Source organism: Chryseobacterium kimseyorum (genome assembly GCF_025971945.1).
Lineage (GTDB): Bacteria > Bacteroidota > Bacteroidia > Flavobacteriales > Weeksellaceae > Chryseobacterium > Chryseobacterium kimseyorum.
In genome coordinates this window covers 55,086-77,089 of record NZ_JAPDHW010000001.1, presented here as the reverse complement: position 1 = coordinate 77,089, position 22,004 = coordinate 55,086, and the positions used below count along the sequence as shown (strand labels likewise).

At 36.0% G+C, this 22,004-nt stretch carries 21 protein-coding genes; 11 read left to right on the top strand and 10 right to left on the bottom strand.

The annotated features are described in order from the left end of the window. Positions 1 to 46 precede the first annotated feature (46 nt). Positions 47 to 415, top strand: a complete 369-nt coding sequence (locus OMO38_RS00370) for a winged helix-turn-helix transcriptional regulator (RefSeq protein WP_264748265.1) — start codon at positions 47 to 49, stop codon at positions 413 to 415. Positions 416 to 577: 162 nt separating this feature from the next. Here OMO38_RS00370 and OMO38_RS00365 read toward each other — a convergent pair whose 3' ends face one another. The 4 genes from OMO38_RS00365 to OMO38_RS00350 all read right to left on the bottom strand — a co-directional run bounded on the left by OMO38_RS00365 (position 578) and on the right by OMO38_RS00350 (position 6,221). Next, positions 578 to 1,096 carry a DUF2911 domain-containing protein gene (locus tag OMO38_RS00365; protein WP_264748264.1) on the bottom strand — a complete coding sequence of 173 codons (519 nt, stop codon included), beginning with the start codon at positions 1,094 to 1,096 and terminating at the stop codon, positions 578 to 580. Positions 1,097 to 1,123: 27 nt separating this feature from the next. Next, positions 1,124 to 2,815: a sodium:solute symporter family protein gene (locus OMO38_RS00360; protein ID WP_264748263.1), complete on the bottom strand. Its 1,692-nt coding sequence runs from the start codon at positions 2,813 to 2,815 to the stop codon at positions 1,124 to 1,126. 100 nt (positions 2,816 to 2,915) lie between these two features. Next, entirely contained in the window at positions 2,916 to 5,420 is a 2,505-nt protein-coding gene (locus tag OMO38_RS00355; protein ID WP_264748262.1) for a PIG-L family deacetylase, read from the bottom strand. 381 nt (positions 5,421 to 5,801) lie between these two features. Continuing rightward, a complete protein-coding gene (locus OMO38_RS00350) occupies positions 5,802 to 6,221 on the bottom strand; it encodes a pyridoxamine 5'-phosphate oxidase family protein (protein ID WP_264748261.1) in 420 nt (139 codons plus the stop codon). 205 nt (positions 6,222 to 6,426) lie between these two features. Here OMO38_RS00350 and OMO38_RS00345 point away from each other — a divergent pair, with 205 nt between their 5' ends. From OMO38_RS00345 to OMO38_RS00305, 9 genes are all read left to right on the top strand, one after another. Then, positions 6,427 to 6,963: a hypothetical protein gene (locus OMO38_RS00345; RefSeq protein ID WP_264748260.1), complete on the top strand. Its 537-nt coding sequence runs from the start codon at positions 6,427 to 6,429 to the stop codon at positions 6,961 to 6,963. A gap of 200 nt (positions 6,964 to 7,163) precedes the next feature. Further along, positions 7,164 to 7,838, top strand: a complete 675-nt coding sequence (locus tag OMO38_RS00340; RefSeq protein ID WP_264748259.1) for a hypothetical protein — start codon at positions 7,164 to 7,166, stop codon at positions 7,836 to 7,838. 225 nt (positions 7,839 to 8,063) lie between these two features. Continuing rightward, the gene (locus OMO38_RS00335) at positions 8,064 to 8,687 is read left to right on the top strand and encodes a zinc-ribbon domain-containing protein (RefSeq protein ID WP_264748258.1); all 624 of its coding nucleotides are present in this window, start codon (positions 8,064 to 8,066) and stop codon (positions 8,685 to 8,687) included. 216 nt (positions 8,688 to 8,903) lie between these two features. Further along, a complete protein-coding gene (locus tag OMO38_RS00330; protein ID WP_264748257.1) occupies positions 8,904 to 9,044 on the top strand; it encodes a hypothetical protein in 141 nt (46 codons plus the stop codon). A 98-nt stretch (positions 9,045 to 9,142) separates the two neighbouring features. Beyond that, on the top strand, positions 9,143 to 9,862 hold the full coding sequence (locus OMO38_RS00325) for a hypothetical protein (protein ID WP_264748256.1): 720 nt from the start codon (positions 9,143 to 9,145) through the stop codon (positions 9,860 to 9,862). A 260-nt stretch (positions 9,863 to 10,122) separates the two neighbouring features. Beyond that, positions 10,123 to 11,367: an amidohydrolase gene (locus OMO38_RS00320; RefSeq protein WP_406567272.1), complete on the top strand. Its 1,245-nt coding sequence runs from the start codon at positions 10,123 to 10,125 to the stop codon at positions 11,365 to 11,367. Positions 11,368 to 11,381: 14 nt separating this feature from the next. After that, positions 11,382 to 12,050, top strand: coding sequence for an ankyrin repeat domain-containing protein (locus OMO38_RS00315; RefSeq protein ID WP_264748254.1), 669 nt, complete (start codon positions 11,382 to 11,384; stop codon positions 12,048 to 12,050). Positions 12,051 to 12,118: 68 nt separating this feature from the next. Further along, positions 12,119 to 12,973 carry a helix-turn-helix domain-containing protein gene (locus OMO38_RS00310; RefSeq protein ID WP_264748253.1) on the top strand — a complete coding sequence of 285 codons (855 nt, stop codon included), beginning with the start codon at positions 12,119 to 12,121 and terminating at the stop codon, positions 12,971 to 12,973. 157 nt (positions 12,974 to 13,130) lie between these two features. Further along, positions 13,131 to 15,125, top strand: a complete 1,995-nt coding sequence (locus OMO38_RS00305) for a PAS domain-containing sensor histidine kinase (RefSeq protein WP_264748252.1) — start codon at positions 13,131 to 13,133, stop codon at positions 15,123 to 15,125. A 197-nt stretch (positions 15,126 to 15,322) separates the two neighbouring features. Here OMO38_RS00305 and OMO38_RS00300 read toward each other — a convergent pair whose 3' ends face one another. After that, positions 15,323 to 15,808 carry a hypothetical protein gene (locus OMO38_RS00300; RefSeq protein ID WP_264748251.1) on the bottom strand — a complete coding sequence of 162 codons (486 nt, stop codon included), beginning with the start codon at positions 15,806 to 15,808 and terminating at the stop codon, positions 15,323 to 15,325. A gap of 240 nt (positions 15,809 to 16,048) precedes the next feature. On the opposite strand from OMO38_RS00300, the gene OMO38_RS00295 reads away from it, so the two are divergent. Next, positions 16,049 to 17,080 carry an alpha/beta hydrolase gene (locus OMO38_RS00295; protein WP_264748250.1) on the top strand — a complete coding sequence of 344 codons (1,032 nt, stop codon included), beginning with the start codon at positions 16,049 to 16,051 and terminating at the stop codon, positions 17,078 to 17,080. Positions 17,081 to 17,261: 181 nt separating this feature from the next. On the opposite strand, the gene OMO38_RS00290 is transcribed toward OMO38_RS00295, so the two are convergent. From OMO38_RS00290 to OMO38_RS00270, 5 genes are all read right to left on the bottom strand, one after another. Continuing rightward, positions 17,262 to 18,650: a toxin-antitoxin system YwqK family antitoxin gene (locus OMO38_RS00290; RefSeq protein ID WP_264748249.1), complete on the bottom strand. Its 1,389-nt coding sequence runs from the start codon at positions 18,648 to 18,650 to the stop codon at positions 17,262 to 17,264. 195 nt (positions 18,651 to 18,845) lie between these two features. Further along, positions 18,846 to 19,079: a hypothetical protein gene (locus OMO38_RS00285; RefSeq protein ID WP_264748248.1), complete on the bottom strand. Its 234-nt coding sequence runs from the start codon at positions 19,077 to 19,079 to the stop codon at positions 18,846 to 18,848. Between the two features lie 392 nt (positions 19,080 to 19,471). Beyond that, a complete protein-coding gene (locus OMO38_RS00280; RefSeq protein WP_264748247.1) occupies positions 19,472 to 19,825 on the bottom strand; it encodes a hypothetical protein in 354 nt (117 codons plus the stop codon). A 497-nt stretch (positions 19,826 to 20,322) separates the two neighbouring features. After that, a complete protein-coding gene (locus tag OMO38_RS00275; RefSeq protein ID WP_264748246.1) occupies positions 20,323 to 21,072 on the bottom strand; it encodes an immunity 22 family protein in 750 nt (249 codons plus the stop codon). 2 nt (positions 21,073 to 21,074) lie between these two features. Continuing rightward, positions 21,075 to 21,983 carry a hypothetical protein gene (locus OMO38_RS00270; RefSeq protein WP_264748245.1) on the bottom strand — a complete coding sequence of 303 codons (909 nt, stop codon included), beginning with the start codon at positions 21,981 to 21,983 and terminating at the stop codon, positions 21,075 to 21,077. Positions 21,984 to 22,004 lie beyond the last annotated feature (21 nt).

Here is a 22,004-nt window from a genome sequence, read left to right as displayed (position 1 = left end):
AAGTGACAAAAAGTTATAGTGACAAACAGGTAACCAAGTGAATGGTATGGAACAGGAATTTGATTTAGTAAAAGATTGCAGCCAAAAAATATTGGCTATCAGTGACACAATGGAGATTTTAAACGGGAAATGGAAAATGTCCATTATTGCGTGTTTGTGCTATAAACCGATGCGATATTCTGAACTTCTGAAAGAGGTTAAAGGTATTTCAGGAAAGATGCTCAGCCGTGAATTGAAGGATCTGGAAATAAATGAACTGATCGACCGTCATGTACTGAATACAGCACCTGTCGCAGTGGAATATCAGATAACAGAGTACGGGAAATCACTGAAACAACTGACCAATACAATTGCAGACTGGGGATTTATCCACAGAAAACGTATTATTGCCGGAATGAAAACTAAAGTTGAGTAGCAAATTTTTAATTTACAACTCGAACTCTGCATCACTCAGGATCATTATTGATCCAATCATCAGAATAATATGAATTGATGAAAGTGTGAAATTTAATTATCATAAAAGTTTGAAACAAAAAAAATCCCGAATCAACGGGATTTAAATTTCTTAAATTAAGAATTATTTTATTTCAACCGGAACCGAGATTTTATCCCAATCCATTGTGAATCCATTGCTGTTTACTTTATAAACCAAAGATTCCTGTTTTGTCTGTAAAGGTTTTGTTTTAACATCAACACGCAAAGCATCTTTAGATTCTTCGTATTTGTAAGCGCCCCACTGTTTTGACTCTTTGTTAAAAACTGCAGTCCACGTTCCTGATTCTTTAGGTACCAAGAAAAAGCTGTATTTACCTGCTGGTAATTTTTTACCCTGAACAGTAATGTCTTTGCTCGTTTCAAAAGTGGTTGCTTCATTGGCACCTGCACGCCAAACTTTATCATAAGCCACTAAATCACCCCAGATTTTACGGTCTTTAACAGATGGACTCGCGTAAGCGATTGTAATATTTGCATCTTTAATCTTTCCACTTGCTGTAGCCGCTGGACTTGCAGGTTTTTTAGCTTCCTGTGCAAAAGCATTCACTGAAACCGTCATTGTAGCCAAAACAACTGCAACAGTTTTAATCATTGTTTTCATATTATCTTTTATTGATTTTTTATTCAACTACGAAGTTACATCTTTCGGCTTATAAAACAGTAATCCGATTGCCGAAAATATAAGCACTGCCGCTGCCCCGATGACGTTGAGCCAAAGGAAAGAAACGATATCGAACTGATAAACGGCTATCACCGCTATTTCTGCTAAAATTGCTGAAATAAATACATTCGCTCCATTGATTTTTTTAAAGTAAAAGGCAACCAGAAAAATCCCCAAAATCGGCCCGTAGAATAAGGATCCCAAAACATTCACCGCCTCAATCAGTGAACCCATCTGAGTGGCAAACATCGCGACACCGATCGAGAATATTCCCCACGCTAAAGTATGTAGGCGACTGTACTTCAATTCAGTTGCATCATCCGGAATTTCTTTTTTAAATATCAAATGAACATCTTTCAATGAACAGGCGGCCAGGGAATTCAGCGCTGCAGAAATCGAACCCCAACTTGCCAGAAATATAACGGCAAACAGTAAACCTATCATTCCTACAGGCAGGGTATTTTTTACGAAATACAGGAAAATATAATTGGTATCGGTTTTTTCAGCGTTGTAGTTTGACTTATTAATAGCTTCCTCTACCCTGCCGTGAAGTTCTTTCACTTCGGTTTGTGTATTTTTAAAATCCTGAATTGTTTTTTGAAGTTGAGGAGAGTTGTTTTCTTTTAACTTTAAAATTTCTTTCGATTCTGCATTAAATTTTGTCTGCAAATCCTGATGCTCTTTTTCAAAAACCGCTGCCTGTTCAGGTTTTGTGTCCTTTAAAAATTGATAAGATCGTTCATTAAAATAAACCGGAGCCGGTTTCAGGGAAAAGAAAGCGAAAAGCAAAGCACCGATCAACAGAATTGCAAACTGCATCGGAATTTTAACCAACCCGTTCAGCAGCAAACCCATTTTTGCATTCGTATTGTCTTTCGCAGTGATGTACCTCCCGACCTGACTCTGGTCTGTACCAAAGTAAGAAAGTGCCAGGAAAAAACCGCCGATCAATCCGCTCCAGATATTGTATTTATCCTTCCAGTCAAATTCTGTAGTGATGACGTTGAGCTTTCCGGATTTTCCTGCCAGATAAAGTGCGTCACTAAAACCAATTCCATTCGGCATATTTTGAATAAGTAAATAACCTGCAAATGCCATCGTTCCAAGTATAATGAGAAACTGTAATTTTTGCGTGTGAGCGATTGCTTTGGCACCACCTACATAGGTGTAAATCAACAGAATTCCACCTGTTAAAACATTAGTCAGATAAATATTCCAGTTTAAAACGCTTGATAAAATGATACTCGGAGCGTAAATACTGATTCCTGTCGATAAACCTCTGGAAAAAAGAAAAAGCATCGAGGTCAGCACCCTTGTTTTCTTATCAAAACGGTTCTCCAAATATTCGTAAGCCGTGTAAACATTTAGACGCTGAAAAATTGGTATGAAAGTAATGCAGATCACAATCATCGCCAAAGGCAGACCAAAATAATACTGAACGAAACGCATCCCGTCGGTATACGCCTGTCCAGGTGCTGAAAGAAATGTAATGGCACTTGCCTGCGTGGCCATAATGCCGATGAGCACAATGTACCAGGGCATTTTGTTATCTGCTTTCAGGTAAGATTCGTTGCTTTTCTGTCCACGACCGATAAAAACCCCGTAAACTACCACCGCAACCAGTGTGAAAATAAGAACGGTCCAGTCTATATTGCTCATGCCCAGAATTTAGTAAACAGATAATAAAATATGATTTGAACTACCAGTGCGGCAGCCAGTAGTATGTACCAGGTATTCCAGTTTTTAAATTGATTGCTCATCAGTTTTTCTGTGCAGATAAAAAGTTTAAAAATAAACGTGCAGCACCCACATTTCCTGCAGGCAGCTGTCTGAAAAATGCCAACGGCGTGTAAATAAAATTCCCCTTTCCGTATTTGGCATATAACGTTGATCCCTGCAAAGGCTCTTCACCGGTGTCGTGCATTTCAAAAAGCGGTTCATACGCTGCATCCCATTGATCTGGAAAATAGGCGCCACGCTCCTGTACCCAACCGTTAAAATCATCCGCAGTAATCTTGTTCGGGAAATTAAGTAATTTATGATCGGAATTTAAAATCGTAACGACTGCATTTTCTTCCGTAACCCGCTTATTGGCAATGCTGAAGTTATACATTCCCAATTGGTCAACCGTTGTATCCTGATTGGTGTTGTACTGCATTATCAGATTACCACCGGCTTTAACATAAGACCATAAAAATGGCATCCAGCGACCCAGTTTTTTCTCAGTGTTATTGGCACGAACTCCCATTACGATCGCATCGTATTGCGAAAGCTTGGTGAGACTTCCATTACCGCCAGATAGATCCAGATTCCCATAGAAATCTCCATCTTTCAGGACATCTACCCGAATACCAGCAATGCGCAGAAACTCCGGAATGAAATCGCCTGCACCTTCTACATAGCCTACTTTTTTAACCTTCGCCTGAATATCGCCTTTCATCACAGCAACCGTTGCAGGCGCAAAATATTGAAGAGAAGGCAAATGCGGATATTGAATTAATACCTGTTTTTTATTATAAGTTGCTCCGTCTGCAACAAAATTGGCATCCAATTGCAAACGGTTCGAATTGATTGAGGCAAGCATGGTTTTTGGAATAACATAATCAACTGTAAATTCTTTACCATTGATTGATTTTAAGTCCCCGCCACCTAACCTTTCTCCGTTAAACATTAGATTGACTTTTCCATTACTGAACTGTTTATTTGAATTAATCTTAAAATTTAAGCTTAAATTCAAATCTTCATTTTCTTTAATTAAATATAGCGACTGAGCAAATTTCAGTTCTAAGGCAGGAATAATACGCATGGCTTCCACCACATCACCCCGCACCGGATCTAATTTTTTGAAAGACAATGGAAGTCTCACCTGAAACTTTTCTGAACCAATTTTTAGATCAAGCAAAACATTCAGTGGTGATTCTGCTTCCGGCAAACCGATTAAAGTTTCATTCGGAACAGAAAAAGTGGCTGCGTCCGTAACCGGTTTCGCCAACCAATACGGTTCTGTAAGTGCTGCATCAGCAGGAATCTGAATTTTATGTTCTATAGTAATTAATGAATCTTTTGACAGTTTTCTAGTAAAACTTTCAGACTGATTCAACCATTTTACATTTTCCAAAACAACAGGATTTTCAGCTCTTGAAATCAAATTTAATTTAAAGTTATACTGATCTCCGGCAACAGCTTCAGCCTGATTGGTCACAACCTCACCCATAAATCCGGCACAGCTTAAAATAATTTGGTCAAGAGATTTTATTTTATCCTTTTTCAGGTCTGAATCCTTTAGCGCCATGACCTTTTTTCGTAACGCGAGCAAGGCGGGCAAGCTTAGATCAGGCTCATTAAAATTAAAAGCAGAAATAATTTTATCCAGTGACTGATCAATATCAGCGTTTCCTTTTGCTGTCCATGATTTTATTACGCCATCGAAAAGTGTTGATTTTGCGGGCTCACCGGCAACGTGACTGAAATATTCAGTTTTGATTCCGGCTACAGACTGCGTTCCTGCACCCTGACTTTTATGCAGACTTCTGCTTAATCCTGCCAGTTCACCATAGCCCATTCCCAACTGCGCATCGTATTGCCCAACGGTAATTTTCAGTTGATCTTCAGCAGTGGTATTGTTAGACCCGAATCGGAAAGTATTCCATAACACACGTTTTGGTTGCCATGCATTGACATATTTTAATTGATTGGGGAAAGCCGTTTTATCTCCAGCTAACCTGAACGCTTTATCTGCTACCACAGCAGATGCTGCATGTTGTCCGTGACCAGCCGCCGCAGTTGGCGGAAAACGACAGATGATCACATCGGGACGGAATTTTCGGATGACCCAAACTACATCAGCGATAATCATGTCCTCATTCCACTGTTTAAAAGTATCGGCCGTATTTTTAGAAAACCCAAAATCAATCGCGCGGGTAAAAAACTGCTGGGCACCGTCTAACTTTCTTGCTTCTAAAAGTTCATGCGTTCTGATCAAACCCAAAGCAGCTCCCTGTTCTGTTCCCAATAAATTCTGACCGCCATCACCTCTGGTTAACGATAGGTAACCCGTTTCCACATTTTGTTCGTTGATCAACCAGGATAATAATCCAGTATTTTCATCATCGGGATGAGCCGCCAGATATAAAACTTTAGGAATATTTTTGAGAGTTTTGAGTTCGCGGTAAATTTCAGATGATTTTGAAGGACGAACCTGCTGGCCCAAACAAAAAACCGAATAGAAGCCAAGAATAAAGACAGTGATTACTTTTCTGAACATTTGAATTTGCTTTGCGGGGCAAATATAAGTAAATGGTTTTTCTTTCAGGCTTTAAATAAATAATCACATATTTGCTGATAATTTGCTCATTTAAACAGATTAAAAACAAGGGTAATTCTTTATTCTAAAGGATACTGAAATTGTAATTGAAGAAATATTTAAGCAAATGCAAAAACCCGCCATGAAAAAATCTGTGGCGGGTTTTAGAAAGATATTTTAACCTAAAAGTGTGTTGAACTTTCTCAGAATAGAATCCTGCAATCTGTAAAATGACGTAAAATCAGTTTTAAGAAATAAGTTTAAAGGAAGAAGTTCAGAAGTTGAAAATCTGCTGTTTCCACTAAAAATGATTACAGGAATATTCTTTAAAATTGATTCAATTTAAGAAGAAACATATTCTCCCTCCTCCTCTTTGTGCCAGAATGTTACGCGTTTTGAAGTTACTTTAATCAAACAGATACCAGGCGTTTCTATACCCTCCGGAAACCATTGTTCAAGACCGTCAACCCACTTATCTTCCAGAGTTTCCTTATCCTTGGTAATCGTTGCGGTACCGTAACACTCGATGAACAGCATATCGTCAGTCTGATATACCAGACTTACCTTGTCATCTTTCTCGATTTGACGGACCCTATTACTGTCTTCAAATGTGAAAAACCATGAGTCTCCATCATACTCCACTTTACCATTGTTGCTCATTGGTCTTGAATGTACAACCTGTCTTCCGTCTGTTGTGGTCATCATGCAGAAGTCGAGGTCTTTCATTTTTTCTGCGATTGTTTTCAGTGATGCTTTTTTCATTTTAAATATTCTTATTTGTTTTGGTGTTAAATTTACGGGGCATCCCGTCCTGTGTCTTAACCAAAACACGTACCGATATGAGCGAAAAGTCTTTCATTCAAATTTTCTTCGTCAGTTGAAATTTTGTACTTTAGGTAAAAGTATCTGCTTCAATTTTCGCAGTACCCAAGTTCTTGTTCATTTTGTCAATTTAAAATTCATCAACATGATTAAACAATTATCTATAGCAGTCTCCGTCATTTTCATTTCCTGCGAAAAGAGTGAAAAGTCTAAGCTCGTAGAAAAAAATTATATTCCCACAGAAATCCAGGCAAAAACCATCAATGCGGAACCCAATGAAATCAGGATAGACAGAGAAAAAGCAATTTCTGCTCTGTCCTTTATCAACGGGTATATTGAAAACTCAAATAAATTGAATCAGGGAGTTGATATGCTTGAATGGGTGAGTTCAAATAATTTAACCACAAAAAAATTTAGAATTGAACTAAAAAAAATAATTGACGATGCCAACAAAGCTGATCCTGAACTGGGAATTGATTTTGACCCAATAGTCAACGGTCAGGACCATCCCGACAAAGGTTTTGAAATTGAGCAGCTTGATAATACAGACTTTATGATCGTTCGGGGAATTGACTGGCCAGATTTTAAACTTACTATAAAGATGGTTGAAGAAAATGGAAACTGGCTCGTTGATGGATGCGGAGTTGTCAATATCCCATCAGCAAAAAGAGCGAAACGATAAGAAGACCATCGTTGGAAACTCCTTAAGTAGCCGTACATTTAGAACAATGACCATTTTTACAAATACATGTTATTCTTCTTCAGGTGAAATCTTTTGCAGATTGGCTGATTTTTTTTATCTTTATAACTAGTTAAAAAATGAAACCAAGCCGGATTAGACTTAACGCTTCGGTGGTCAAAATACTATCCAAACACAAAAAAATGAAAAACAGATTAAGTATTGTTTGTAGATTATCAATTGCTTTAGTAATGGTATTCTCAAGTTCATTTTCCTACGGGCAGGAAATCATTAATAACAGTCAAACAGAAATAGTAAAATTACCTGCAGAAAAAATTGTAAGATATTTTAATAATTTTAACGATCATCATCTTACTGATCATTCGCTTAATAAAACGAAAATCGAATCTGTCACCAAAAGCAATAATAGCACTACATTTTATCTTTCTGAGAACAAAATTTACGAATCCGCTGTTATCGTAACGAATTTAAATGCCTATCAGAAAGCTGTGAAAGAGAAATCTGTGAAAGCGAACATTTTAATGCTATTCAAAGGGGAATATAATGCGGAGGTGCTCAAACATCCTATCAAACCAATTATCAACAATTCATTTTCTAAAAACGGAATACTTAAATGGAAAATCACGGTTGAAGGATCAGAAGAAAATTCAGCAAAATTAACCTTCACATTCGATTCTTTAGATAAGATAAATAAACAGAAATTTATCACCCAATTCTCAAAAGGTATTGACAATCTCTTTAACTATACTATTCAAAAGATATTTGTGACAGAGAATTTTAAACGTGATATACTCAACTATTTAGCAAAAAGTTCAAAAGCTGACGCTACTGATGTTCAACCGACCAAAGGCAATTAAAAAACTTCTGCAGACAATTTTTTAACAGAAGGTAATACGACTTTTATTCATTTTTTATAAGTACCTGCTGTAATGAATAATCAGCATTTGATTATAATCAGAAATCTTAGTGATAATAACAAAATAAAAAATTCCATATCTGTCAGCGATCAGGATTTTTTTCAGGGAAAATAAAAGTCAGATCAAAAAAATTTCAATTATTAAAAACACTAAAAAAAATACACTATGATCATTTTCGGAACACGAGCCAAAACATTAGTCCCAAAGGAAACTCAATCCTATGACTGCGAATACTGCCATACAAAAGGCAGTGTTACTTTTGCTTTTATAGCGCGATACTTTCATATTTTCTGGATTCCTATTTTTCCCACATCGAAAAAAGGAATCAGCCAGTGCAGCCACTGCAAACAAGTGCTGTATGCACATGAAATGAGCCCAAAGATGAAGCAGGATTATGCCAATGCATCTGCGAGCGCAAAAAGACCAATTACCCATTACTTTGGATTGTTTATTATTGGCTTAATATTCTGCGTGATTATTTACGGAGTTTTCACCAATTCAATGAATGAGACTAAATATCTGGCCAATCCAGCAGTAAATGATGTCTATAGAATCGAGAAAAACGGCAACTATACGCTTTATAAAGTTTCTGAAGTAAAAAGTGATACCTTAATTTTCAAACCACATAATAAGGTGGCGGAAAAGTACATGAAATTATCCGAACTGCAGAGGAAATATAAAAATGACTATTCAGATGAAACGATTAAATTCACCAAGGCTCAAATCAATTCAATGAAAGAAAGTTCTAAGAGTGATTTTGGGAAAATCTACAGTATTGAGCGAGAATAAATACATTCTTCAATAAAGATTTATTGAACCCGAAATTTAAATTAGTAATCAGCTTATTGATGCCGATTACATAATTTAAGATAAGACTTTGATAATTAAACAGGATGAATTGAAACTGTTATAAACTGCTAATGACAGAAAAATCAATTGCGGATCAGTAATATTACAGAAAATTCAGTTATTTGCCTTGAGCTGAGTGATCTGAAAGAAATATCTATGAATGAAGCAGCCACTGATTATCTCACCATCTACAAAACTCTGCCAAAAGTTGGTGAAAAAAAAATACCTACGGAAGGGAAAGCTAAGGCGGTAAGAAGGATGAACTTTTATGGATTGACAGTGATTTGCTTGACATAAATGGGATGAGTTGACTTACAATTTAAACAAAGAACTAAGTAATGATGAAAACACGAAAAAAATTTGATTTCGAGTAGTATGTATAATCTTTAATATCAATGATCAATAGAAATCACGATTATCTGCAAGAAACCAAAAAGACCACTGAGAATTTCGCCTCAAGGTATCTTGGGCCGATTTTATATTTGATATTTTTTCTGACGAGTCCACTTTTTGTCATCGTGGGAACCTTTGTTCTTACGCCGATTTTTTATTTAGGTTTATACAGAAACATTAGAATTACCAAAAAGTTTTTCCTTGTTTCGTTTGGTGTTTATTTGTTTCTGTCTGTGATTCTGTCGCTCTCGCCAAGACTTCAATTTGAAAGTTTCAAATTTTTTCATCCCAATTGGCAAGAAGTTGACGGCAAAATAACAAGTTTCAAAACAGATTGGACGCCCACAACCAAAAACTCTGCCTCTTCAGCAACCGCCATGATCAGTTATGCTTACACGGTGGACGGAAAGCGCTACGAATACTACACCAGAGATGCAGTAGCCCATTACTCAAACCAGATATGGAATACCGAAAGCAATAAAGAGAATTATAAAAATCTGTTGGAAAAAGCATTACAAAACCACATTAAGAACAGAGAGTATAAAATCTTGATAAAGAACAAAACCATGAGCAAATTATTCATTCCACTGGATTATTTCTCCAGTCCGTACTCGTTTTATTTTCAATTCCTGATCATCATTTTGAAATTTTTAGGTGTGTTGGCAATAATAATCTTTTCACCAGCTTTTTTTACTTTTTTAAAGGAATTTTTGAGAAGATGAAGGTTTGAAAATTCGGCAGAAATATATTTTCTGCATTGTTTTCTGCACATTTTTCTGATCAAACCTGTCCTTGCCGTCTGAGCTGTTTTATTTTTAATAAATTGTACAAACAATTGTATAAACTGTACACTTGTAAGATTTTATCTGTTTATAATTTTGTATAAAATAAATTGTAGAGCAGATTAAACGATATATCACGCAAAGATTTTCTTAAAAACTCAGCATTGGCAATGGCTAGTCTTACATTAACCCCAAATATTATGGCAGCACCTTCTATTTTTAGTGATGAAAATATAACAGCAAGTAGAAAACTAATTCTAAAAAATGTCCGACTAGAAATTGGTTTTGAATATGAAGAAAATGAAGTCATCTCAACAAAGACGGATTTGTTTCTCATCGAAATTGAAAACGGTAAGATCATCAATATATCGCCAAACAATGCCAATGCAAAAGCAATTGATGTAAAAGGATTTCTAATGCTTCCGGCTTTTAAAGATATGCACATCCATCTAGATAAAACCTTCTACGGCGACAAGTGGCAGGCAGTAAGAAAAAGAAAAGGCGGTGTAAAAGGAATGATTGAGCTGGAAGAAAAACTGATGCCCGAACTTCTTAAAACGTCTACCCAAAAAGCAGAAAAGATGATTGAACTGCTACATTCCAAAGGGACTTCTTTTGCCAGAAGCCACGTGAACATTGAACCGACTTCAAAATTAGATTCACTGAAAAATCTGCAGATAGCATTAGAAAATAAGAAGAAAACTTTTGGTGCAGAGTTGGTTGCGTTTCCGCAGCATGGTGTCTTTTATAAAAATTCAGTCCCGTATCTGAAGGAAGCCGCAACCATGGACATCGATTTCATTGGTGGTGTAGATCCTTACACCATTGATGGAGCGATTGAAAAGACGCTTGATTTCACAGTGCAGCTGGCATTAGACCATCAAAAAGGAATCGATATTCACTTGCACGAAACGGGAGAATCCGGCTTGAAAACAGTGGAATATCTGATTGATAAGGTCAACGAAAATCCTGCTTTAAAAGGGAAAACTTTTCTGAGTCACTGTTTTATTTTAGGTAAATTAGATAAAAACAAGCAGGAAGAAATCGCCGAAAAATTAGGAGATGCAAAAGTCGGAATCGCTTCTACCATTCCTTTTGGAAATCTCATTATGCCGCTTCTTACCTTACAAAATCATGGAGTAACAGTCTACACAGGAAACGACAGCATTGTCGATCACTGGAATACGTATGGTATCGGAAGTGTATTGGAGAAAGCCAACCTCTACGCACAACTCTATGGCCAGTCCACAGAATTTATGTTATCGAGATGTTTAAAACTGGCGACAGCAAATGTTCTTCCACTGGACGATCAGGGCAATCAGCAATGGCCAAAGGTTGGCGACGATGCGACTCTGGTCTTTCTGGATGCAAGCTGTTCGGCCGAAGCAGTTTCTAGAATATCCGATGTGAAATCATTGATTCATCAGGGAAACATCGTTTTTTAACTAAATTAAAATCAATGAAAATTTTATTTTTTCTATTCGTTTTTTGCAGTGTCAGTGCCTGCGAAAAAAATACAGTTCAAACTTCAAAAATAAAAGGGATGCAGCAGGAAGATCTAGTCAACATGGTGATGAAAAATGACATTACAAAAGTAAAAGAAGCCTTAGAAAAAGGCAGCAACGTCAATACAACCGATCAAAACGGAAGATCACTTTTACTCATTGCGGTAATCAGAAAACAAAAAGAGATGGTAAAACTTCTTGCACAGTATAAAGCAGACGTGAATCTCCAAGACGTGCAGAAAGACAGTCCGTTTTTATATGCAGGAGCCAGCGGACAGACAGAAATTGTAAAATTATTCCTACAGAACGGAGCCCGATTCGATATTTTTAACCGATATAACGGAACTGCTTTGATTCCAGCCTGCGAAAGAGGTCATGTGGAAACCGTCACAGTTCTCGCCGATACGGAAGGTTTCCCTATCGATCATGTAAACAGACTGGGTTGGACCGCGCTTATGGAAGCTGTAGTTTTGGGTGATGGAAGCACAAAATATCAGCAGATCATTCAGATTCTAAAAAATGCAGGTGCAAACATTGACATTCCTGACAAAGATGGCGTGACAGCTTTACAACATTCCAAGTCATTAGGTTTTAAAGAAATTGTGAAAATATTAGAGTCTTAAGATCTGAAATTTCATCTGGCTGCATTTCTGTTTTAAATTTTACTAATTTTAAGCAAAAATCAGTAAGGATGAATCAGCAGTCAGATCACTTTCCCGTTTTGGGTATTCAGGATTTCAGTGACAACGGAAATTCGGGAGGTCAGATTCTGTTCAATGAGCTTCATGGTGAACGGTCGATCGATCTGCCACACAAACACGATTTCTTCATCATTAATATTTTTAAAAAAGGAAAAGGAACTCATACCATAGATTTTGTTTCCCACCCGATTCAGGATCATCAAATCCATTTGGTTTTCCCGGATCAGGTCCATCAATGGAATATAGAAAAAGGAACAATCGGTTATCAGTTGATGATTAGCAGATCCTGGTTTGAAAACCTTCTCTCGTCGCTTAGATTTTCGTCTTTATTTTATCAGAATCATCCTGTTATAAATCTTTCAGAGAATTTCTGTCAGTCTGTGTTATATGAATTTAACTGCGTTCAAAAAGAAATGGAAGAACAGAATATTCTGTGGGAGATGGTACACAGGCGGTGTGAAATCATTGGTTTGATGATCAGTAAGTCTGTTGAGCCGAGTTTCAAAGATTATGAAACCAAGCACTCCAATCCTGTTATTTCTAAATTTTCAAGTTTAATCGATCTTCATTTCAAAGATCAGCGCTCTGTTTCTTTCTACGCAGAGAAACTTCATATTTCGGCAAATTATTTAAATATTATTTGTAAAAAGAATCTCAACACATCTGCTTCATCATTAATTCACAATAGAATATTACTCGAAGCAAAACGGCTGCTTAAAGTTTCTGAAATGTCTGTAAAAGATATTGTATATGATCTTGGATTCTATGATCACGCCAGTTTTTCAAAATTTTTTAAATCTAATATGGGCATGACGCCTACTCAATTTAAAGAGAAGATCTTTTAACTACAAGACCGAATTAGATAATTGACTGGAAATTTTTTTAACAAAAGAAACAAAGTATATTTTATAACTTAACAGTATAGTAAGTAACATTTTCTCGCATTTCGTTTAACTCTGTTTGCGGTCAGTAAAAAGACTTTTGCATATCTTTGCCAAACTTATGAGTACGCAAGAAACTTTGTCCGATAACAGCTTTAGCTTCGATCTGATCATTCAGGCCTTAGCCTCTTCTCCGGCACCGACCTCCATTTATTCGGGCGAAGATATGATCATACGTTTTGCCAATGAAGGAATGTTGGCGCTTTGGGGCAAAGACTCTTCTGTGATAGGTAAACCCTTGATGGAGGCTATTCCGGAACTGGAAGGACAACCATTTATGGCACTCCTCCAGGAAGTTTGGCGTTCAGGTAAAACATATTCAATACATGAAGCACCTGCAAAACTCATTAAAAACGGTGTTGAAGTATTGGATTATTTTGATTACGAATATAAGGCACTTACCGATCGTCATCAAAAAACATGGTGCATACTCAATACAGCACTTGAAGTGACCTCGAGACGTGAATTTCTGCAGCAGCTAAGGCAAAAAGAAGAAAGAGAACATGCGCTAAATGAAGAAATGGCTGCAACGCTTGAAGAGCTCACTTCCACGAACGAAGAGCTCAACAACTCTCTGAAACAACTCGATCAAAGCAGAGAATATATCCGGACAATTATTGAACAGGCTCCTGTCGGAATCGCCATGCTTAAAGGATCTGATCATATTATTGAAATCGCCAATCCTGCCATCTTAAATATTTGGGGCCGTAAAGAATCGGAAGTTATTGGACGGCCTCATGAGACTGCACGGCCAGAATTGCGCGGCCAGGCTGTAAATACTTGGCTAAAAGAAGTTTTCAGAAGTGGAAAACCTAAGATCAACACTGAGTTTACAGTAAGACTGCATCATGAGGATGGATTGCGGGAAGCAATAGTTAACTCTATTTATCAGCCTATTTTCTCAGATCGAGGTGAGATTTCCGGCGTACTGGTTATTATTGAAGAAATAACTCAGCAGGTTTTAGAGCGGCGAAAGAATGAAAATGACCAGTCGATGTTGGCTTTGGCTATCGATGCCGGAGAGCTTGCAACTTTCTATTACCAGCCTGCTACGAACCTCTTCTCGGGCAATAAATTGCTGAAAAACTGGTTCGGTTTATCATCGGAAGAGAATATTGATTTATCCATTGCATTAGCGGTGATCGTGCCAGAGGATCGCGACCGCGTGATCAAAGCAATTTCCAAGTCACTTGATAGAGATTCTGAGGGTCATTATTTTATAGAATACAGAATTCAAAACGATACAGATAAAAAAATAAGGCTTCTACAGGCCAGTGGAAGAGTTTTCTATGATCAGGATGGAAATCCGCTTAGTCTCAATGGAACTCTAAGAGATATCACCAAGCAAAAGAAAGAAGAAGAGCGCAAAGATGATTTTATGGGCATGGTCAGCCATGAACTCAAAACTCCACTCACTTCACTGAAAGCTTATATACAGATTATGCAGAGAGTGGCTTCCAATGAAGAAGACTCTAAGCAGTATAACATACTGGAAAAATGTTTAAAGCAGGCAGATTACATGAACAGTATGATTAATGGTTTTCTTAACGTATCGAGACTTGATTCCGGACAGCTGCATATTGAGAAAACAGCGTTCGATTTCCAATTACTGCTTTCAGAAATTGAAGATGAAGTGTTCTCAACAAATCACAGTAGAAAATTTATTTTCAAATCGCCAGGTCCTACAGAAGTAGTTGCAGACCGTGCAAAGATTTCACAGGTAATTCATAATCTGATCGGGAATGCAATTAAGTACTCCCCTTTCGAAGCATCGATCATTGTGGAGTTTGTAAGTATTGCTGATAACAGTCTGATGGTGACCGTTCAGGATAAAGGAATCGGTATCTCTACAGAAGATCAGGAGCGGATATTTGACCGATACTATCGGGTAAAAGATATGAGCAGCAGATCTATCGCAGGTTTCGGAATCGGACTTTATCTTTGTAAAGAAATTATCGAACTACATAGTGGCACTATTCAGGTACAGAGTTCTAAGGACGAAGGTTCTACTTTCTCATTTATTTTACCAATCAATGGACAGAAGCTTAATGACTGAAATTGAGCTTGTGAAGTATCATTTTAATGAATAATTTAGAAAAATTTATACAAAGACGATTAATAAAGCTTTCAGACATTTGTTTAAGTAATTCTTTTAGCTGTTAACTTTCCGATAGTGTAAACAATAAGAGAAACTCTCAAAAACTCCAAAAATCTTAAATTATCATGCGGGATATGCGATCGAAAATGACTTTTTTAGCGGAGAAGCATCCAAATTCCAACGCCAATACCTGCATAAGTCGCCACCGTTAAAATATCTGACAGCGGTTTTGAAAAGCGTCTTTCTGTAATCGTTTCAGCGTTGATTTGACTCTTATGTAATTTAATGATTTGTTGAGGCCTTTTCACTGGATGGGCAACCAGGCTGTCTCCTTCCCAACGGTCAACTATTAGTTTATATGATCTTCCATCAGCCTTTATTCTGTAATTTTTAGTTGGCTGAAGCTCATTTTGGATATTAATCGGAGCAGGTGCCACCTCATTAGCGGTTTCCTGAGGTTTTTTGTTTTGAGTTTCCCCCGCAGTACTGTTTCGCTGAGCCGAAGCAATATTACCATCAGCAGGCTTCTGCATTGACTCCTTTCCGTTTTCAGGTAATACTTCCGCACGCTTTTTCCGTTGATAGGTATAACAGCTGGTAAGAAAAAATGATAGTATGATGAGATAGAGATATGTTCGCATTATTCAAATTTAAGAATTAAACGCATTATTTCGTATTTTCTTTTAAGTGATTTTGTTTTTAGAGCTAAAATATGATTAATAATAAAAATTATAAGGCATCAATTAAAATTATCACTTCTGCATGATAAATTTCATATCCATAAATAATCTACTCTTAATGTATTATTTTTGTGGTATGTATAGGCTCTGAGGTACCAGCCAGTGCTATTAGCTTAACGATGCATAAAATTAAAAATAACTATGAAATTAATTTTAAAAATATTGAAGTTCGTCGGAAAACTTATAGCAGGTATTTTATTTTTGGTGTTGCTTTCCGGATTGTGTTACCGCATCTTCAGTCCAAAACCAGTTCCTCCCGGTCAGCTGGTTGATGTAAACGGCAGCAAAATTCATGTCAGAATAGAGGGTGAAAAGCAGGATTTACCTACCATTATCATTGAATCCGGCGCGCATAGTAATACCGATATGCTGCATTGGCTGGCAGAAGGTCTGAAAAGTAAAACGAGAGTGATACGCTATGACAGAGATGGAAAATGGTTTAGCGAATCGAGTGATGAGAAACGGTTATCACCTGAATTTTATGCTCATCAGCTTCATGATTTATTAGAAAAATCCGGCGAAAAACCACCATACATTTTGGTGGGTCATTCTATGGGAGGACCATACAGCAGAATATTCAGAGACCTGTATCCAAAGGAAGTTGCAGGAATTGTCTTTATAGATTCCAGCCATCCTGAACAGTGGAAGCGGTTAGCTCAAAAAGAGCTGGTACCAAAAGGACAGGCTAAACTTTTAAAAGCAGGATCTATCATGGCAGATTTAGGTATTTTAGGTTCTTATAATACGATATTGAGTAAGGAAGTGCATGATGGCGACGGATTACCAAAAGAGTTACACGGCCGATCACGGTTGTTGACAGCAAATTCCGGAGACGTTTACCGTATGTTTTTAAGAGAAAATAAACTGACTGACGAAGTCCTTCTACGAGCAGGAAAAGCTAAAAAATTAGATTCATTACCTGTTTTGGTCTTTACTGCGACGGAACAGTATAAAGAATCTCAAAAACAGAAATACAGAAAAGAAGGAATTGACCCTGAGAAGCAGGTTCAGTTATGGTTTGACATGCAAAAAGAGCTTACAGAACTTTCTTCTAACGGAAAACAGATGATCATGGATGCAAGTCACGGTACGATTATTACAAAAAAAGAGAACGCTGACAGAATAAATAAAGAGATCATTTCACTGGCTGAAAACATTGTAAAGAAAAAGTAAATACATCTTTTTTCATTATCCGTTTTTAAAAACCGAAAACTCAGCAGCACGTCTATTCCACTATTATCAGCGGAAATTTTACTAAGAGATATATCTGTAAGTTTCAGTTTCTGTGGCTAACTGTAGAGAAAAATGTTCCTCATTCTTTTTAAAAATAAAGTCAGAATTTAAAATATATAACTCATGCTGAAAGGCTGAGGAAAATATGAATTTCTATCCAGATGCTGAACGATAAAGCAAATAAAAGACAGTACCACAGCACATCAATCTGTTTACTGAGTTTTATCCAGAAAACTACGATAAAAAAAAGCGGACAGGTCACCAAATAAGTCAGAACAGCAATGGCTAAAACCATAAAAATATCGTACTGAAAATCATCTAACAGCAGTGAAAAGCCAAAATGCAGAGACCACACTATAAGAGGTAAACTCAGGCATAGAAGCCACTTCCACAACTTCTTCAGGATCAGCTTTTCAGCCGACTGACGGTAATTTTTAATAATTAAGAAAAGTGCAGCTATCCATAATAAAATAAGTACAGCAATCTGAATTCCTTTATTTCTGACGGTATCGGAACGCGTATTAATATTTTCAGATTTTACAGACTTATTATTTTCGAAATGCAGAATCTTCGTACGCTCTCCATTTACAAATGTTATTTTGCTGATCAGATGACCTTTAAGATCGCGGAAAACCCAAACAGAATCTTCGATGCCCTTTTTATAAAGACCTTCGATAACAGTCTTCCCATCCTTTTTCCTCATAAATTTCCCGTCCAGTCTTCCACCGTTGAATCTTACAAAATCTTCGCCTTCAGGAATTTTTATTTTTAAGGATGTAATTGTACCTGGAGCAATCTTTTCTGTGTTACTTCCAAGTATCCGGGAGATGTCTTCATCTAACTTTTCAATTTCCAGATTTTTGTTGTAATCATCATATTTCACCGGTCTCTGTGATGTGTAGACTTCATCTATTTTTACAGCGAGTAGTGAATCAAATTTGTAAAAAGCAAAACCTGAGTACTGTAGGCTGTCTACGGGTGTACCCGACTTTAAAAGTATATATTGTGGCTGATCAAAGCTTTGCAAATATCTCGGTTGACTGGTTGAATAAAATGAAAACACAGCAACAGCTGCTATCAGATAAGGATTGATCTTCAGTCTCCAAACTGTTGTGTTCAAATTTTGAGGTTTACTGTTCAGAAAAAACCACGCGATGGCTATAACCGGTAATGTCAGAAGATCGGTAAGATCGACTGTTCGTTCAATCCTGAAAAAGGTTTTGCTGAAAAAGTCAATGAACGATTGTGAATATTCGCTCTTCCAGTAGATGAAAAATAACGCAGTCCCTATAAATATTCCTGATTTGTATTTTGGTTTTAGAACAGACCAAAAAATTGGAAATATAAATAATCCACATATATCTGAAAGCTTACCGGTAAACTGGTTATGATAGGCTTCTTTAAGATAAAAATCGTTCAACAGCAATAATCCCAGGCATATGATAAATGGCAAAGAAATTATCGGTCTTAAACGGTCTTTCATAGCTGCATATCTTGATTGCTCTGTCATGTGGAGATTATAATATTACTGATCTAAATTAAAGTAAAATGTGGATATTTTTTAATTAAATCATTTGTTTAAATTCTTTTATGTTTACAGATTTATCATTTTGAAATATTTTCATTTTTCTTCTCAATGAAAAGTAATTCACTAAGTCTATAAAAAATAAAGAATAAGCCTTTTCTTCGAAAAGGCTTATCAGTTTTAGAAAGTAAAAGGTGCTAATTTGCTGTCCCCTTTTTCTATTTCGATGACACTGCTTTTCAGGAATAATGCCGGAAAGAATTTTGAGGAATTTTCCTGTTCGTAAAAGACACCTTTTGTGTTGCTGTCGTCTGTGAGAGCTTCTAATATCTGCTCATGAATTTTTTTAAAATCTTCCTCATTTACAAAACTTAGAGAAAACTCTTTAAAACTGCTGATAATTTTTATAGTCATAATTGTAAGTGCCACATATGAGTGGTGATCTTGAAAACTTGACTCAAATGTGTGCCAAACTTTGAGCAACACCCAAAACAGGAAGTTTCATCTCTTTAAATTTGTTTTGCGCTAATAATATTTGTTTCGGCAAGCCGTTGAATTTATCCAATCGTTAGTGGTTGGTCGGTGTTTTAAACAATTATTTAAATTTACTCAACTGGGATATTCAAAGCCGGAATATTAGGTTTTAATTTGAGCACTTCATAATAAACATTTAAAACTTTTTCAAGGAACCTGCAGTTTTTGTATTTTCTTCATAATCCGGTTTATTTCCTGCGACAATACTTTCGGAAACACAATTGTATTGTATTACAACAAGGAATTAGAAATTATATATTATGCCTCTTCTATTAAAGCAAATCTTGCAAAGACTCATTCATAATATCCACCTTAATCATTTTCGGAAAAATTTTCACCCTATTTTCGTCAAATGTACTGGTAATGATTTCTATACATTCTGCAAAATTGGCATATTGCTGGTCGTTTACATGACTTGGCAAATTGGGAATTTCTACCAACCACTGGTTTTCAGCCTCTAAAACAAACTGTATAATTTTAGCTGATGGATCAATGATGCCAAAGAAATTTTCGGTGGAATCATTTAAACCGGAAAAAATTTCAAGTGCCTGCAGCAAATCTGCGTATTGGGGATCGTCAGAAGGTACCCCTTCTCTTGTCATGTAATTGTGAAAGTATATTTTCATGCGTTTATTTATTAATGTAGATAGTTTTTTATGTGTAGTTGTTTTCAAATTTAGTTAAGAAACAATAATTAAAAGTAATGTTTTTTGAAAAACTAATTATTTAAAAATATTCCGGCATCGGGTCGTTTTACCTTTGCAAGCATTCCGTTGGCGTTCCAGAATAAGCCCAGTCGCCGGATTCCCATTCAGGATTCTGTATTGGGTCGGAAGAAACAGATTCGACCTTTGGTAACGGGTTTGTTTCTGTAAGTTTGGGTGTATTTAGCCAGTCGGAGGCAATGGGTTTATAGTAAGGATGAGTTTTTTCTTCTTTAACCTCTTCCGGCTGTATATTATTAACAGGTCTTTTACTTTTCAGAAGTAAATTCCCTTCTTCATCGTAATGGTAAAACCAGTTTTTGTACCCATGGGATTAATTACAATAAAAAAGGAGTTAAATAAATCAACTCCTTTTTAATGGTATTTTTTTGTGTAGTAAATTCCAAGTTTTTATTATGCTATTCAGAATCGAAGCTTCCTATGTATTTCATTCCTAAAGCTTGAGCAATCTTTTCACCATCCATTTTTAAATTTCCTTTTACAGCAATATCAAGAATTGAGTGAGCTGTAAGAATCTTCATCTCATCAACTTTGAGAATCATCTTTTCTGCAACGTTATAGTCCTCAACCTGAAGAATCAATATTTCATCAAGCTTTCCTGCTTTGGAATTATGATAATAATTAAATTTTATAACTTTAGCTTTATCAATTTCAGCCTCTTTAAGAATGTTTTTCTTATCTAATTTATTTTCACCTACCCATAAGTAATGAATAGTTGAATCGTCAGATATATTTTCATCAGTAACTTGTTCTAATTGACCGACATATTTCAAAGTTATTGAACCTGAGGCCTTTTTTTTAGTTAAATGACTATCTTCATACGCAATTACCGAATTAAAATCATTGATATTTTGTTTCTTACATAAAGCTTCCAATTCTATTCCGTCTACAAGAAAATCGTGAGCAACACTTTTAATGTCTACAGGTTTCTTATAATATTTAATAATCATAAAATCTACATCATAAGTATCTAACTGAACTTCTTTACAAAAATCGCAACGCAATTCCTCACTTGGTTCTGCATCTTCTTCTTCATTTCCAGTTGATGGCTCATTGTCATAAACAGCCCACGCTTTCAGATATTCTTTCTGATTCAAATATTTTTCAAACTCTTTTTCTGATGCGAAATTTCCCAGCCAGATGTGCATTGTTAAATTATTTTACTTTCTAAACTTTTCGTTAATTGATCATCAGGAAGAGATTCTACTTCGTATATAAATGGAATAAAAGATAAAATTAATGGATGGCTGACACCTTCATTTGATAACCCTTCTCTTTTTCTACAAATTAAAATACTAATCATCTCCAAAGGAAAAATTTTCCAGCAATCATGATTAAAGGTATCCAAATATGATTCTCCTTTATTGCTAATATGAAATTTAGCTAGTTTTTCGAGTACATCATTAACAATATTGATGTCTTCACTTAAGTAATTATTTATCACAAATTGATAATCAGATTCAATAGAAACATCAAGTATTTCTTTAAAAGCATCACTTTTTTCGTGTGTAAGAAGTTCTTTTAATAATTGAAATACATCAGCATAACCATAGTATTTATCGTACTTTCTTTTTTCAGGTGAGATTTTTTCATTTTCATTTTTTAAAGACTCATCATATTCTGCCTGTAAATAATGTACTGTTTTTTCTAAAGCCTGTGGATAAAAACAATATGCCAGAAGAGAAGCAAAAACTGTATCCTGGAAAAACTCTCCCTTTAATTCATTATTTTCTTTGCATCCTTTTACAAAAGCTAAGTTCAGCCAATAATAAGCATCAACGAGCTGTTTGAAATTTTCAATTTCAGGTTGCTTACTAAATTCCACGATTGCTCTTTCTGATCTTACATAAAATATTTTTTGTATGATGCCTGAAATAGTATATTTATTCTCAAATTGCATCCCAAGTTCTGTAAAAGTTTGGAAAAACTCATCTTTATCATTTTCGATAAACTCATTAATGCAACTGTAAAAAAAATCAAAATCATTATTTCTTATTCTTCTGCTAAGATTCGATTCTGTTTTTTTAATTTGAGTGTCTAAATATTTTTTGTAATTCATAGCTATTTATAAAAAATATTT